Origin of the sequence: Butyricicoccus sp. AM32-19 (assembly GCF_003480365.1) — a bacterium.
GTDB lineage: Bacteria > Bacillota > Clostridia > Oscillospirales > Butyricicoccaceae > Agathobaculum > Agathobaculum butyriciproducens.
The window spans coordinates 56051-71524 of record NZ_QUIX01000003.1; the positions used below are offsets into that span (position 1 = coordinate 56051).

General features: G+C 53.9%; 9 protein-coding genes and 3 riboswitches. Of the genes, 3 read left to right on the forward strand and 6 right to left on the reverse strand.

What is annotated here, in order from left to right; genetic code table 11:
• Window positions 1-374 precede the first annotated feature (374 nt).
• The 3 genes from DW806_RS04060 to sdaAA are packed head-to-tail and all read left to right on the forward strand — an operon-like array spanning window position 375 to window position 3161.
• Window positions 375-1595, forward strand: coding sequence for a dicarboxylate/amino acid:cation symporter (locus DW806_RS04060; protein WP_118479883.1), 1221 nt, complete (start codon window positions 375-377; stop codon window positions 1593-1595).
• A gap of 12 nt (window positions 1596-1607) precedes the next feature.
• Complete coding sequence (gene sdaAB, locus DW806_RS04065) at window positions 1608-2276, forward strand: L-serine ammonia-lyase, iron-sulfur-dependent subunit beta (protein WP_110435608.1); 669 nt, start codon at window positions 1608-1610, stop codon at window positions 2274-2276.
• Between the two features lie 15 nt (window positions 2277-2291).
• Window positions 2292-3161 (forward strand): L-serine ammonia-lyase, iron-sulfur-dependent, subunit alpha, encoded by an 870-nt coding sequence (gene sdaAA, locus DW806_RS04070; RefSeq protein ID WP_117492018.1) that lies wholly within the window; start codon window positions 2292-2294, stop codon window positions 3159-3161.
• A 158-nt stretch (window positions 3162-3319) separates the two neighbouring features.
• On the opposite strand, the gene DW806_RS04075 is transcribed toward sdaAA, so the two are convergent.
• The 6 genes from DW806_RS04075 to DW806_RS04100 form a co-directional block, all read right to left on the reverse strand.
• The gene (locus DW806_RS04075; RefSeq protein WP_118729186.1) at window positions 3320-4327 is read right to left on the reverse strand and encodes an ATPase P; all 1008 of its coding nucleotides are present in this window, start codon (window positions 4325-4327) and stop codon (window positions 3320-3322) included.
• Window positions 4328-4410: 83 nt separating this feature from the next.
• Window positions 4411-5916: a carbon starvation CstA family protein gene (locus DW806_RS04080; RefSeq protein WP_118729187.1), complete on the reverse strand. Its 1506-nt coding sequence runs from the start codon at window positions 5914-5916 to the stop codon at window positions 4411-4413.
• 257 nt (window positions 5917-6173) lie between these two features.
• On the reverse strand, window positions 6174-8822 hold the full coding sequence (locus tag DW806_RS04085; RefSeq protein ID WP_118729188.1) for an S-layer homology domain-containing protein: 2649 nt from the start codon (window positions 8820-8822) through the stop codon (window positions 6174-6176).
• Between the two features lie 159 nt (window positions 8823-8981).
• Window positions 8982-9614 carry a hypothetical protein gene (locus tag DW806_RS04090; RefSeq protein WP_118729189.1) on the reverse strand — a complete coding sequence of 211 codons (633 nt, stop codon included), beginning with the start codon at window positions 9612-9614 and terminating at the stop codon, window positions 8982-8984.
• Window positions 9615-9669: 55 nt separating this feature from the next.
• Window positions 9670-9760, reverse strand: a riboswitch (cyclic di-GMP riboswitch).
• A 137-nt stretch (window positions 9761-9897) separates the two neighbouring features.
• Window positions 9898-9990: riboswitch (cyclic di-GMP riboswitch) on the reverse strand.
• A gap of 276 nt (window positions 9991-10266) precedes the next feature.
• Window positions 10267-11088, reverse strand: a complete 822-nt coding sequence (locus DW806_RS04095; protein WP_118729190.1) for a transglutaminase-like domain-containing protein — start codon at window positions 11086-11088, stop codon at window positions 10267-10269.
• A 15-nt stretch (window positions 11089-11103) separates the two neighbouring features.
• Window positions 11104-11192, reverse strand: a riboswitch (cyclic di-GMP riboswitch).
• A gap of 273 nt (window positions 11193-11465) precedes the next feature.
• Complete coding sequence (locus tag DW806_RS04100; protein WP_118729191.1) at window positions 11466-15470, reverse strand: S-layer homology domain-containing protein; 4005 nt, start codon at window positions 15468-15470, stop codon at window positions 11466-11468.
• Window positions 15471-15474: the final 4 nt, after the last annotated feature.

Sequence of the window (15474 nt, forward strand, 5' to 3'; positions counted from 1 at the left end):
CCCTCTCTCCCCTATATTATCAATATTTTGAATCGAAATGATAAAATATATGAATTTGACTTAACCCATTAAACAGAATATACTAAATCTGCAAAGAGGTCAAGAAAGAAATTGGAGGTTTACCACAGATTTTTTATTTATCCTTTTTACACAAAAACCGCGTCCTATTTTACTGCATTTCGCCTAAAATAGGCGGTTCTTTTTGTGTCCGGAGGCAAAAATCTCGGCAGACTTCCACGGCAGCAGACCACAGAGGGGCAAACAAACGGTCTGCGCCGCAAAGGGTGACACCGCATAACCGAACAAGTGCGCTTTCCGCAAAGTGCCGCAGTTCAAATTGTTTGGTGCTGCCCGCCAAAAAGGAGGAAAAAGAAATGGAAGAAAAGAAAAAATTCAAACTCGGATTACTGCCCAAGCTCATCATCGCCATTATTGTCGGCATCCTGTTCGGCCAGTTCCTGCCGGAAGGCTTCTGCCGCTTTGTGGTAACGCTCTCGTCGTTCTTCAGCCAGTTCCTGTCGTTTATCATCCCGCTGATGATCCTCGCGTATGTTACCATGGGCATTGCTAACCTCAAGAGCGGCGCGGGCAAGCTGCTGCTCATCACGGTTGCCATCGCCTACTGCTCGACCCTGATCGCAGGCTCGGCTTCGTTCTTTGTAGCCGACACCCTGTTCCCGCACTTCATGAGTGCAGATGCGCTCGACAAGATCGCCGCAACCGCAGGCAACTCGCTGGAGCCGTACTTCAGCCTGGAAATCCCGGCGCTGATGAACACGCTGTCCGCTGTTGTTACGGCGTTTGTGCTCGGTCTGTGCATGTCCAGCCTGCGCGGCAAGACCATCGGTGACACGCTGTACAACGGCGTTTCCGACTTCTCCGGCATCATTGACTGCGTACTGCACAAGGTCATCATTCCGCTGCTGCCGCTTTACATCTGCGGCACGTTCACCGATATGACCAAGTCCGGCAAGACCTTTGCTATCCTCGGTATTCTGTGGAAGGTATTCATCGTTGTTATCATCATGCACCTGATCTGCATCTGCATCCAGTTCGTAATTGCAGGTCTGGTCAGCCACAAGAACCCGTTCACGCTCATCCGCAACCAGATTCCGGGCTACGCAACCGCACTGGGCACCCAGTCCTCTGCGGCTACCATTCCGGTCAACCTGCAGTGCGCTGAGGCAGACGGCGTTTCCTCGGAAATCCGCAACTTTACGGTTCCGCTGTGCGCGAACATCCACATGGCAGGCTCGATGATCACCATTACCGCCTGCGCTACCGCAGTCTGCCTGATGAACCAGCTGCCCATCTCCATCGGCACCGTTATCCCGTTCATCATGACGCTCGGCATTGCCATGGTGGCGTCTCCCGGTGCGCCGGGCGGCTCCATTATGACCGCCCTGCCTTTCCTGTACATGATCTTCGGCACCGAGGCCGGCGACCCGAGCGGCCCGATCTGCGCCATCATGGTTGCACTGTACATCACGCAGGACTCGTTCGGCACCGCCTGCAATGTTTCCGGCGACAACGCGATCGGTGTGATCGTAGAGACCATCTACCGCCGGTTTATCTGCAAATCCTCCGCTCAGTAAGGAGAATCCCCTATGTCCTTTATCAGTGTTTTTGATGTGCTGGGACCGAATATGATCGGCCCCTCCAGCTCGCATACCGCCGGTGCCGCCGTTATCGCGTATCTGGCGCATAAGATGATCGCGCCGCCGCTTAAAAAGGTGGATTTCACCCTGTACGGCTCGTTCGCCAAGACCTACCACGGCCACGGCACTGACCGCGCACTGCTCGGCGGCATCATGGGCTTTTCGACCGATGACACCCGCATCCGCAATTCGTTTTCGATTGCGACCGAGCGCGGTCTGTCCTACTCATTCACGCCGTGTGAGACCGAGACCGATGTTCATCCGAACACCGTGGACATCCGCATGGAGAATGCCGCTGGTCAGGTAATGACCATCCGCGGTGAGTCGCTCGGCGGCGGCAAGTGCCGCATCGCGCGCATTAACGGCGTTGAGGTTGACTTTACCGGTGAATACAGCACGGTCATCGTCGTTCAGCAGGACAAGCCGGGCGTCGTGGCGCACATCACCAAGGTGCTCAGCGACAAGGGTGTAAACATTGCATTCATGCGCCTGTTCCGCGAGTCCAAGGGCAACACCGCCTACACCATCGTCGAGTCGGACGGTCATTTCCCCGAGGGCATTGAGGAACCGCTCAAAAACAATCCCAACGTCCACGACGTCATGATCATCGAACCGTAAGGAGGAGAGCAGATTATGGATTTCAAAAACGCATCCGAGCTGCTTGCACTCTGCACGCAGCAGCAGCTCCCCATCTCCGAGATCATGCGCCGCCGCGAGTGCCAGCTGGGCGAAACCACGCGTGATGAGGTCACGCACCGTATGAAGAGGGCGCTTGAAATCATGCGCTCATCCGCGCTGACACCGCTCAAAACGCCGGTCAAGTCCATGGGCGGCCTGATTGGCGGCGAAGCAAAAAAACTGGCGCAGCACGCGGCCAAAGGCCGCTCCATCTGCGGGGATGTGCTGCACAAAGCGGCGCAGTACGCGATGGCAGTACTTGAGGTAAATGCTTCTATGGGTCTGATTGTCGCAGCACCGACCGCAGGCAGCGCCGGTGTTCTGCCGGGTATGCTGTTTGCCCTGCAGGACCGCTACAACATCTCGGACGAACGGCTGATTGACGCCCTGTTCAACGCCGGTGCGATCGGCTACCTCGCCATGCGCAACGCAACCGTTGCAGGCGCGGTCGGCGGCTGTCAGGCTGAGGTCGGCATCGCTTCCGCAATGGCGGCCAGCGCAGCTGTCGAGCTCATGGGCGGCAAGCCTGAACAGTGCCTTGACGCGGCCTCCACCGTGCTGATGAACATGCTCGGTCTGGTCTGCGACCCGGTCGGCGGACTGGTCGAGTATCCGTGCCAGAACCGCAACGCGGCAGGTGTAGCCAACGCACTCGTTGCCGCTGAGCTCTCGCTCGCGGGCATTCACCAGTTTATCCCGTTCGATGAAATGCTCGATACCATGTATGCGGTCGGCCGCCGCATCCCCATCGAGCTGCGCGAGACAGCCCTCGGCGGCTGCGCTGCCACACCGTCTGCATGTGCAAAATGCGGACTGTGCTCGTAAATCAGATCATATCGATACTCTTTTTCGCAGGACATTCCCACCCCTCGGGAATGTCCTTTTCGCTTACAGAATAAGCTCTTATCATGAAAGCAGAACCGCCCAAATCGAACTATCCCTCCCGGGCAGTAACCGGGAGGGATAGTTGTATCATCTGATTGTTACTGATACTCCGCATTGAGGAACATGGACTTGATGGCGACAACCTCATCGTATTCCTCCTGCGAGACGGTGACATCCGCATTCAGCGCCTTCAGGTCAACCTTCACAACGTCGAGCGCCTGCGCAGCGGTCACTGCGCGGCCATCCATGACGGCACGCTGCATGCGGCGCAGCACAACCGGATGTGCATAGCGGGCCGGCAGCGGGAAATTCAGATAGTCCGCAAGGTAAGCCTGCATTTTCTCCTGTGCCTGTGCATCATTTTGCATGATGGAGGTACGGTTGTTGCGTGCTGTCGGCAGGACGCTGAAGCCTGCAAACGTAAATATCGCGGCAAGGCCGAACAGCGTAAAATAAATCGAAAACGAGCCGTGACGCACGAAGGAAACGATACCGTAAGCCAGCGCCGCAAATCCAAGCAGTGTGATCGCCATAGCGGCCCAGCGGTAGCTGCCGTTCGTGCACTGAAAGTTCCGGCGGCGTTTTGCGGCTGCGCTCAGTCGTTCGGTCAGCTCAGGACGGCGCTCCAGATAGTCGATTGCGTTATTGAGTGCCTGCACGGTTTCCTCCGCCTGTGCGCTCATCGGCGGACGATTGCGCTCCTCTTCCTCCCGGCGGGTCTTCTCCTCGGTAATGCGCCGCTCGGCCGCCGCGCTGACACACGGAATAGACGGGTGCTCAGCTCGGATAACGCTCAGGAAATCATCGACCTGCTGCTCGTACTTGAAATTGCACACCTTCTGTCCGCCGTCGAACTCCACGACCAGATAGGACAGCGTGGCGAAAATGCCCTTGCCGGAAAAGCCGCCCTTGCTCATCGCAACGCGCTTGTACACACGCGTTACCATGGAAAACGGAACATAATACCGCCGGTCAATAAAAAAGCTGTTCAAATAGAGGGCATGCCTGCCGATGCCGCACGGACCGATTTTCCGACAGGTTTTTTTATCCTCGGCAAGCGACGCGTCATCAATACGTCCCGCGCTGAGCGGATAAGGTTTCAACATTTTCCGTCACCCCGCAATTATCGTTATGGATGGCCGCAGCCGACCGCACAAAGGAACGGCCGGCTGCAGCAATGCTATTATATTCAAGCAGATTTCTTTGCGCCGCGCTTCTTGGTCGCACGGATGAACAGTGCGAGCAGCAGTGCCGCGAATACAATACCGATCGGGTACGCCACTGCGGTATTGTAAATTACCGTGCCGTCCGCTGTCTTGCTGTTCAACAGGCTGCCGAGGCACTCCGGTGCGAGGATGAAGTAGGTGCAGGAAACTGCACTCATGAACGTAGCCGGAACAGCTGCAATCCAGAAGTTCTTCTTTTCGGTAAACAGGTACATAGCTGCTGCCCACAGAACGATCATAGCGAGCGTCTGGTTGGTCCAGCTGAAGTAACGCCAGATAACCGTGTAGTCGATCAGACCGGTTGCATTGCCGATGCCGAGGATAGCGCCGATACCGAGTACCGGGATGCACAGCTTCAGGCGGTTTGCGTACGAACTCTGATCCATGTGGAACCAGTCGGACAGCGTCAGACGAGCGGAACGGAATGCGGTATCACCGGAAGTGATCGGGCAGATAACAACGCCGATCATGGCCAGAGCAATACCAACGCCGCCCATAGTCTTGGAGCATACATCATAGATCGCTGCGGACTGACCGCCTGCCAGCGCTTCCGCCAGACCGGTGTTGAGACCGCCGGTGACCTCATACAGAGCACAGCCGGCTGCCGCCCAGATCAGTGCGATAATGCCTTCGGCTACCATTGCGCCGTAGAATACGAAGTGACCCTGCTTCTCGTTCTTCATGCAGCGCGCCATCAGCGGCGACTGCGTGGAATGGAAGCCGGAAATTGCACCGCATGCAACCGTGATGAACATAAAGCTCCAAATCGGCGTGCCGGACGGGTGCATATTGTACAGGTGAGACCAAATCTCCGGAATGGTGTAATTCGGGTTGGTGAAGATACCGATGATAACACCGACCGCCATGATGATCAGGCACATGCCGAACAGCGGGTATACCTTACCGATGATCTTATCGATCGAAATAAAAGTTGCAATAAAATAGTAAACCAGGATGAGGATCAGCCAGAACAGCGTGGTCGAAAGCACACCGGACACACCGTTGCTCTTGCACAGCGTAACGATCAGACCGGCCGGGCCGACTGCAAATACCGTACCGACCATGATCAACAGTACAACTGAGAACACACGCATGATATTCTGCATGGTGTGACCGAGGTACTTGCCGGTAACCTCTGCGATGGAGGCACCGTCGTTTCGCTCACTGATCATGCCGGAGAAGTAATCGTGTACGCCGCCGGCAAAAATGGTACCGAATGTGATCCACAGGAATACGACCGGGCCCCAGAGGGCGCCCTGCAGGGCACCGAAGATCGGGCCAAGGCCGGCGATGTTCAGCAGCTGTACCAGAAACAGCTTCCACTGCGGCATGACAACGTAGTCAACGCCATCGTTAATGCGAACTGCCGGCGTTTCCCGGTCATCCGGGCCAAAGGTTTTGTCCACAATTTTACCATAAGTAAGATAGCCGGTGATCAATAATAATAAGCATACGATAAAGCTGATCATATTATCTCCTCCTCTATACCGGCTGCGAAAGCATGACTTTCGCATAAAAATCACCGAAAAGCCTACTTTTGGAATTCCTCTTTTTCCCTTTCGGCAATCCCTATTATGAACCTATGATATAAAAACCACAAGGACAATATGTTATAATTTTAACAAGAAAAATTTGCCGAAATTTGTTTCCTTTAGAAAAAACTATCAGCGCAATAAAATCCCCCGACCAATGGCCGGGGGATTCGTTCGCCCTTATAGGAAAGTATTTACTTTTCCAGTTCGGTCCAATCACGAGTTTCGCGCAGCTTGCTCCACTTCTCGTGCTTGTTTCCCTTGATGTCGTAATAGTGGCTGTTCGTAGCCTCCTGTACGGCCAGGTAATACCATGCGGAAGTATCGGAGTTGTCGCTCCACTTGATCATGTCGTTGTGCAGATCCTTTGCAGTCTCCGGAAGGCGCTTGAGGACGCGGTTTACGAGCATCATCGCCTCAGCACGGGTGATCTTGTTATTCGGACGGAAGGTGCCGTCGGTATAACCGTTGATCCAGCCGTTGTTGGCAGCGGCGCTGATTTCGTTCTTTGCCCAGTGGGATGCAATGTCGCTGAAGTCAACAGCGGTCGTGTTGGCCTTGTCGTCAAAACGAGCTGCGATCGCAGCGAACTCCGCACGGGTGATCGGCGCATTCGGATTGAACTTGCCCTGGCTGTCGCCCTTCACGATGCCCATAGCGCTCAGCGTAGAAACAGCGTGGTTGTACCATGCGCCGGCTGCTACATCGGAGTAGCTGTTGGACTTGGTGGAGTTTGCATTGCGGGTCTCATCGGTGAGCAAACGGAAGAAGATGGTTGCTACCTCAGCACGGGTAATGCCGTTCTGAGGACGAACGGTGCTGTCCGGATAGCCTACGATGTAAGCATAGTGGTCATCGCCGTTCAGACCGGTCGGTACATCATCCGGAATGGTAACGGTGGGCTTGCGGCCGCCGCCGCCACCGCCGCCGGAAGAAGATCTTCTTGCGTAGGTGTAGGTAAAGACGGTGTCAGCCTTGATTTCCATGTCAACCTTCGGCTCAACATTCCAGCTGCCAGCACGATAGTCAGCGTCCGGGGTATTGCCTGCCTGTGCGATGTTGGATTCAACCAGCTTCGGCTGAACCGTTTTGCCAGTTTCCATGTTAATCGTGGAAACGTAGAAGATAATGTCCTTGTTATCCTTCGTGTGGCTGTCCCACTTGCCGTTTACTACCTTTTCGGTTACCTTGTACTGGTAACGATCGGGAATGCCGTCACCCTTGTTTTCGGGATCCTTGGAATCGCCCTTGGTGTCAGGATCATAGAACAGCTTGAGCGTCAGCTTCGGAACAGTGCCATCTGCATTTTTAGTCACCGTACCGCTTGCAAGGTAACCATCTGCATGCAGATTCAGCACATAACCAGTGTAACCCTTCGACTTGGCAGTAATGGTCTCATTCAATGCTGCAGTACCGGTTTCGGTATCAGCTTCGACAATTTCATATCTCTCAGTCGTCGGATTGTACTTGTAGTGCTCGATGGCGTACGCGTACTTCGGTACAGTAGCGTAGGTGTAGGTGAATACGGTGTCGTTTGCAACCGTCGCACCAACAACAGGGGTCGTATCCCATTTGCCTTCGCAGTAACCAGCAGCCGGCTTTTCGCCAGCAGTCGGAATACCGTCCGGAATAACGACTTTTTCGATTGCGTTGCCGTTTGCGTCATTGAACGGAACGTAAACGATAACGCCAGCGTTAGTGTCATTGTTCCAGTTGCCGTTTACAACCTTGAAGGTCAGACGGTATTCCCATGCGTCCGGGATGCCGTCACCCTTCTCTTCCGGCTTCTCCCGGTCGCCCTTGGCGTCAAGGTAGTAGTGGAGGTTAATGGTTACAACTTCTACCAGCCTACCGTCCTGCGAAGCAGGGGTAATCGTGGTCATAGACGGAACATAAACGTAGTTCTGCTGGTTCTTCGCATAGTCCGCGTAGAGAGACGCAATCGACGTACCCTTAACAGCAGTACCCTTCTTCGAGAAAGCCATGTCGGCAATCTCGTCACCATTTTCATCGTAGAAATGCTGGTTAATGGTGTACTTATACTCCGGATCCGGATTCTTCACGTAGTTCGGAGTAAAGATAACATCATGTGCAGGCATGGTGAACTTGCCGTCAGTAATCTTTACACCCTCCGTCTCAAGCGTCCAACCAGTAAAGGTGAAGCCGTCCTTTTCAGGATAGTCTTTCTTTACAGATACCTCAGAATTAACATCGTGAGACTCTTCTTCATACGTGGTTTCATCTTCATTCTGGTAGATTACCTTGTAGGACTTCGGCGTCCACTTTGCGTACAGAGTCAGGTCTGCATTCGGCATCCGATCGCCAGTCTGGTACGGCTTATTGTTTGCTTCATCGTACCAACCGTCGAACCTATAGCCTTCACGAGTAATTTCTGCATCAGTCGGAAGCGTCAGCTCCATCTTGGGGTAAACCTTATCCTTGCTGTAGCTGCCGTCAGCAAGCGTACCGCCGTTCGCATCATAAGTCAAATTATGAGAAGTTGCGGAAACATAAATCTTAACGGTAGCATTGCGCTCGTCATTCGTAACCTTAGCAAGATCAAGGCTAAACTGATACTCACCATTTACCTTCTCAGGCTTTCCGAGACCCTCCGGGTCAAGTACTACACTATCAATCATGTAATCCGCAGTCTCCGTCTGACGAACACGTACCGCAGAAACATTAACGGCCGAATTGTACCAGAACGTCTCACTGCGGAGCTCTTTACCAGCATCGAGACCATCCTTAATAATAACCTGATAAGTTACGCTGCGGCGTTCAGGATACTGTATCCAGTTCGGTTCAGCATTAACAGTCCAGTCGGACACGTCAATCTGAACCATCTGAGAATACTCAGTGCGAATCAGATAGTAGAATACAAGCTGAGAGCCTTCAGCAAATGCAGTCCACTTAGGCGAATTCTTTGCCTGATACTCAAGCTGACCGTCGTTGTAGCGAATATTGGTGATTTCGGTACCCTTAGCGGTCTTGTCATCGCCACCCTAGTCAGTCTGCTTTTTGTTGCTGGCATGCACACGAGCCTGCCAGAAAACGGTGTTGTAGGCCGCGTCTGCAGTTGCTTCGCGCTCAGCGGGTGCGAGGTCGGTAACAGCCTTGCCATTGCCGACAACAGCTTCGTTGATGGTCATCGAGTTGCCATCGTCACCGACTGCCCGACGGTTGGTCAGCCAATATTCAGCCTCGATGGTCTGAACCTTATTGGCATAAACATCAACTGCGTTATCGCTATTACCGCTCGTCGTTGCAATTTCATTTGCCGGAGAATTGCTTACTGCATCATTATTCTGAGAATCATTTTCATTGGAACTGCTATTATTGCCAGTCTCCTCGATGTCCGTACCGCCGGACGGTGCCTGTGCAGGATCCGGATTCTCAATCTGTCCTGCCTGTGCAGTATCCTGAGGCTCAGTCTGTCCTTGGGTCTCAGCATCGGGAGTTTTTTGAATGGTGTCTTCTGCGGGAGTACTGTCAACAACCGGCATCTGGTCTTCCGGTGACGGAAGGGTGGTGATGCCTTCATCGCCGGCCAGCGCCCAGGTCGGGCACATGGTCAGCGCCATGATAGTCGCAAGTGCTCCTGCGAGCAGACGTTTACGCATATTCTTTTTTAACATAGGAATACCTCCTTGGTCAGCGTGCATGCTGATCGAGAGGGATTGCAAATGTATTTCTGGCAACCGGCTGCCATGCGGAAAGAGACTTTCCGTTTAGGCCCCTGGCTTTGCGAGACCGGCTTTCACCGATGGTGCCTTTGTCTGTACAACTTGCTCCTCAACGAGCCGCACAGATCATGTGTTTGTGGGTTTGCGATAATCTCAGAATGCAATGCAGTTTCAACCTCCAAATAAAATACCCCCTTTACAGCGCGCATAGCTCTGCAAGGGGGTATAAAGCACCTTTGGCAGCCGGCTGCCATGCGGAAGAAAGTCTTCCGTTTAGGCCCATTTAGCTTTGCGACACCGGTTTTCACCGGCTGTGCCTTTGTCTGTACCTGTACCCCTTTACGGAAGTCATGCACAGAATTTTACGATCTTTTCTGTCGGCAGACACGCCGGACTGCATACACAGCCCTTTGCCTGCGCAGGACAGAAATCCTCCGGATCCTCTTCTTTAGTATACCATAAATGCCCGCGAACAACAAGCAAATACTGTAAAAACGAAGAAGAGTTTCAATCCGGAATCGTTTTTTATGCAAGAAATCGCCGCTGATTGGGCATAAACATATCCCATCAGGACCATTTGCATACAAAATGAAATGAAAAAGTGTTAAGCCGCAGCTACTGCAAGCGCATCGCTAGTGCTGGTGTAGGTCAGCGGAGATACACAGTCATGCAGGGTTTTTGCGTTCTTCACGCTGCGGGTAACCGCGTAGGTCAGGTCAATCTGATACCACTTGCCATTCAGGTTTACCTTGTTCCAAGCGTGGTAGCTAGAGCCGGCGTAACCCTTGGTCAGTGCACACGGGATGCCCTGGCTGCGGCACATTGCTGCAAACAGCGAGGAAAAATCGTAGCAGATACCGGTGGTGCCCTTCAGGGTAGCGGCGGTATCCGGGATGTACTTGGTGATCGTGCCGCTGGTGATCTCATTCGCCAGCTTGTTATCATAAGTATAACGGCTTGCCATATAGTTGTAGATGGCGATAACCTTAGCCTCATCGGTCTTGGCGTTCCTGCAGAGCTCAGCAGCCTTAGCGGATACCGTATCACCCTTGGAGAACTGAACCTCGGAAGTGGAGACCAGATACGGAGTGTAGCTGTCCTTAACGGTTACGTTCATGGACTTGGACTCGACCTGCTGATAGGACGTACCAGAAACGTTGCGGTACAGCGTTACGGTGTACTTGCCGTTGCCCTTATCGAGAGAGAAGGAAGCATCCTTGCCGCTCGGGCAATCATAGAATACAGTCTTGCCGCCGTTGTACTGAATACCAACCTTGAGCCTTGCACTCGAGGAGTAGTTTACGGTAACATAACCGTGAGTGGAATTACTCATATCCACAACATCATTTACTGCTGCTGCGGTAACGCCCATCGAGAGGGCAGCTGCTGCAAAAACTGCGCATGCAATACGAAAAAGCCGCTTCATATCCGGCGATCTCCTTTCGGTAACTGGCTGCCAGCCCTCTCGATGAGGGGTAAGGCCCTATAGCTTTGCGTCGCCACCTTTCGGTGGGTTTGCCATTATCGTTTGAGATGCGGTCAAAGCGACTGCATCATCTTCTTTTATCCACACTATAGCGCATCTGTCGTGTTTTGTCAACAGGGTTTTACAAAAAAAGAAAAATTATGACACATTGCCGCAGAGTTACCGAAACTATGACATTTTTCCGTCTCTTTCGCTCATATTGCAGCGGTTTGTCCGGGAATGCAGCTCGCTCCAAAGCGTGAGATGGCGGCAAAAAATCGGTAAACAGACGGCGGCAGGGGGATTCCCCTGCCGCCGCTTTCTATCGGTTGATTTGCTTATTTTCTGCCGTACAGTCTGTACAGGAACGTGACAATCTGTGCACGAGTGCAGGTCTCATCCGGACCAAACAGCGTGCTGCTGATGCCCTTGGTAATGCCCTGCTCGGTTGCCCACTTGACCGCATCGGCGTAGTAGGCGCTGTCGGTCACATCGGTAAATGCCGATGCACCGACCGAAGCCGTCGCCTTGGCCGCACGATACAGGAAGGTAACGCCGTGAGCACGGGTGCAGATGTCATCCGGGCTGAACGTAGCAGCTGTAGTGCCTACCGTGATGCCATTCTCGACTGCCCACGCGACTGCCTTAGCGTAATACTTGTCAGAAGGCACATCGTTAAAGCTGCTCAATGCACTCGGTTCAGGCGAGCCCGCCGTACGCCACAGGAAGGTTACAATCTGCGCTCTGGTGCAGGCAGCGTTTGGAGCGAACAGCGTGTCGCTCATGCCGCCGGTAATGCCCTTCTGCGCCGCCCAGAGGACTGCGTCATAGTAATAATCCTCCGCGTGCACATCGGTGAAGAAGTTGAGCATGGTGTTGTCGTCCATAAAGACTGCCTTCACCGTGACCTTGCCCGCAGGCATGACGAAGGTGTACTTGCCGCTGCCCTTGTCGGTCAGCGCAAGCGCCTTGCCGTCCTTGTCCAGCACGGTCAGGCTTTCGAGGACGTAGCCCTTGTCGGGGGTTGCCGTGATGGTCACAGTGTCGCCCTTGGATGCGGATTTGGGAGATACGGTGACAGTGCCGTGCTTTACATCATCTACAGATACCGAATAGCTGGGTGCTGAGAAGCCGCCGCCTCCGCCGCCACCACCGCCGCCGGACGAGCCGCCGCCGGAGGTAGAGTCTGTGATGCGAATGATAATCTTCTTTTCCACGATCACATTGGTGTCTGCGTTGACCGCAGCACAGATCAGGGTCATCGTGCCATCCTGATCACCAAAGCTGAGTGTATTTCCGCTGATAACGGCATGCGTATCATTCTTTTCCAGCGTCCATCGTACAGAAGCCGGATAGGCCGCCAGCTCTTCCGGAGTAAAGGCCTTGCCGAACTGATCGAGCGTCGTTGCCTTAACTGCAGACAGATCCAGCGTCGTGTTTTTCCGAACGGACGACGGAATTCCGTCTGCGGTGATTGCAGTCAGCCGTCTCGGGGCATTGACCGTCAGCGTAATGTGGTTACTCTCGATGTCGCCGGAACGGGCATAGATCTCGGTAGAATCTTCTTTCAGTGCCTTGAGTGTTCCGTTTTCGAGTGAAACCACATCCGGCTTGGAGCTAACCCATTCAAAGCTGCCGCCGGTCATTTCTCTGCCATACTGATCGTAGCCGGCAGCGGTAAACTGATCTGCAAGAACCGCATTTTCATCCAGCCGCAGGACAAAACCGTCCTTCATGTCGGCGCGAATTGTCTTGAGGATCGGCTGCTGCTCGACCTTAACAACGACATTCTTTGCAGTCTTGCCGGCAGAGGCAGAGGAGGCTTCCAGAATCACATCCGCATAGGAGGCATCCGGGACACTGCCAACCGCAACGAGCAGTTTTCCGTTTTCAATCGTGGCATTGGTCTGATTGGTGTCTGCCAGCGTCCACTCGATGTCCGACGGAATTCCACAGGGATTGCCGTGCTGATCGCGCGCCAGCAGCGGAATGCGGGACAGATCATACTCTGCGCCCTCTACTGCGGCGGGAGCGCCGTCATTATAATACAGCTCATTCAGATACGGCTTTGCCGTCACCTGTACGGGCAGCGGCTGTGCCGTCCGATAGACCTTTTCGCCCTGCTCGTCCTGTCCGACCGGATAATACAGGGTAACCGTATCCGTGCCGACTACAAGGCCGGTAATTGTGCTGCCGCTGATTGCGGCATAGCCCTTATCCGAGGCAAGCCGCCACTCGAACCGGTCATTTTGGAGCGTCATGTCCTCGCCGTACTGATCCTTGGCCTCCACATCGAGCGTGCTCAGGTCAAAGGTGTTCGCCGTATCGTCGTTATAGATCAGATCGGGAATCGTGCCGTTCACGGTCAGCGTATCGAGCTGCCGCTCGGGCAGAACCTGCAGCGGTACACGGTTGGATTCCGTGCCGTTCACTACGGCATAGATCTGATAGGTTCCCGGTGCGGTAAACCTGATGCTGCCCGTGGTTTCGTCAACCGTAATGTCATCGTTTGCTTCTGCATACCACTTGACCTTGCCGGTTACATCAAAATCGTTGCCGTCCTCGTCCTTAGCGGCCACGGTCAGACCCTTAACGTCGGCGGTGTTGCTGCCGTCGTTGAAGTAGAACGGCTCAAAGCTGCCCTCTACCGTAACCGAGGAAAGCACAACGGGCAGGATGGTCAGTTCAATCCGATCGCTGTTGAAATCATCCGTTGTTTCGATCGTATCCTTCGGCTGATAGCGCAGGAACAGCTGTGCTCCGTCATTCGGCTTGAGCGCCTTGAGAACAGGGTAGCCGTTGCGGTTTGTCGTGACCTCGGCATACTCCGAAGCGTCGTTCAAACCTTCGTCCACAACCGTCCATTCGCCGCTCAGGCGTGGATTGAAACCGTACCAGTCCACATCGTATTCATTCTTCGCCGCAACCTTGATGCTGTCCAGACGCAGGCTTTGCTGCTCGTACAGCGAGACCTGTTCGGTATCAGGCGCCAGACGATCGAGCGCATAGATCGGATACACCTTCTGCGGGGTGATGACGGTGTTCTTGGAGGTGTAGTGGAACGAACCGAAGTACGGCGCGACCGGCTGACCGGAGCGCAGCTGATCGGCGGCCGTCTTGAATGCGCCCTGATACAGGGTGTTCATATCCAGACCATCGGGGTCGTAGCCGGAGACATCCCGGTTCTGGATGCGTGCATCCAGATCCTCGATTGCACTTCTGCCGTTCCGACCGAAGGTATACTGCCTGAACTCCCGGCCCTTCCAACTGTCTATTGACCCCTTGGTTCGATGATAACCGGTAACCGAGAGGAGCATGGTCTTATACTTGATGTACACCGCGCCGGTATAGGGGATGGTCGTTTGCAGGTCGGTCACATCGACATTGATGTCAATGCCCGTATGTGCCGGCAGCGGTACGGAGATGGTATCCGTAATGGACTGCGCGTAGGACTCCTCCTTGCTGCTCTCGTAGGTCTTTTCCATGCCGTAGGAGTAGGAAAAGCTCTGCTCTACCTTGGCAGTGGGCGAAAGCGCGGCCAGCACGGGCACGCTGAATTCAACTCCTACCGTGGTCTCCTCGGTCCAGTTCTGCGAATAGGTATTGGAGACCGTGGTCGAGGTAGTGGTGCTCTTTTCATAGGTATAGCTTTTTTCGACCGTATTTTCAAAGTCGTTGCGGTTTTCCGCCGTTACCTTGTAGCTGTCCGAGCTGCCGCCCAGATTAAACCGGTAGCCCTTCTGTTCGAGCGATGCCGTTGTGTCATCCGTCTCGATAGAAGGCGTTTCAAACCGATTCGCAATACCCTGAATTTCAAAGTCGTAGAACGCCTGCACATAGTAGCCGTAGCCGGTACTTACATAAGAGTGATGGTCATCGCGTTCCTTCTCCGCTCTGGTAGAGACATAATAAACCGGGGTTTCTCCTTCCGGAAGGCTGTTCAAAACACCCGAGCCGCTCAAAATCGCACTCTGGTCAACGACGCTGCTGACAGCATCCCGCAGGCCCTTGGATGTATACTGTACCTTTGCGTAATCTGCCGCAGTCAGAGCGGTATACGGCTCATGATAGCCGTGTTCATTGTTGTCATTATAGTACGTTTTTGGCAAAACATTGTTTGCAATGCCCGCCCACTGCTCCGCAAATTCGGGGCTCTTGATCATCTCCTGCAAAATCTGCTCCTGTGTGCCCGGCAGATTGTAGGTGTCCGAGGCATCAAAGATCTCCCAGTCGTTTTCTGCCGTCACGGCTGCCCCGGCTGTTGGGGGCAGCACCCCTATACACATCACCACCGCCAGCAGGCCGCACAACCCTCGCCGTCGTATTATCTGCTTTTTACTCATGCCA

Coding starts and splice junctions, on each gene's coding strand:
- DW806_RS04090 (WP_118729189.1), bottom strand. CDS start 9,614: ATGTTAAAAAAGAATATGCGTAAACGTCTGCTCGCAGGAGCACTTGCG.
- DW806_RS04095 (WP_118729190.1), bottom strand. CDS start 11,088: ATGAAGCGGCTTTTTCGTATTGCATGCGCAGTTTTTGCAGCAGCTGCC.
- DW806_RS04080 (WP_118729187.1), bottom strand. CDS start 5,916: ATGATCAGCTTTATCGTATGCTTATTATTATTGATCACCGGCTATCTT.
- DW806_RS04060 (WP_118479883.1), top strand. CDS start 375: ATGGAAGAAAAGAAAAAATTCAAACTCGGATTACTGCCCAAGCTCATC.
- sdaAB (WP_110435608.1), top strand. CDS start 1,608: ATGTCCTTTATCAGTGTTTTTGATGTGCTGGGACCGAATATGATCGGC.
- DW806_RS04100 (WP_118729191.1), bottom strand. CDS start 15,470: ATGAGTAAAAAGCAGATAATACGACGGCGAGGGTTGTGCGGCCTGCTG.
- DW806_RS04075 (WP_118729186.1), bottom strand. CDS start 4,327: ATGTTGAAACCTTATCCGCTCAGCGCGGGACGTATTGATGACGCGTCG.
- DW806_RS04085 (WP_118729188.1), bottom strand. CDS start 8,822: ATGGTTCAGATTGACGTGTCCGACTGGACTGTTAATGCTGAACCGAAC.
- sdaAA (WP_117492018.1), top strand. CDS start 2,292: ATGGATTTCAAAAACGCATCCGAGCTGCTTGCACTCTGCACGCAGCAG.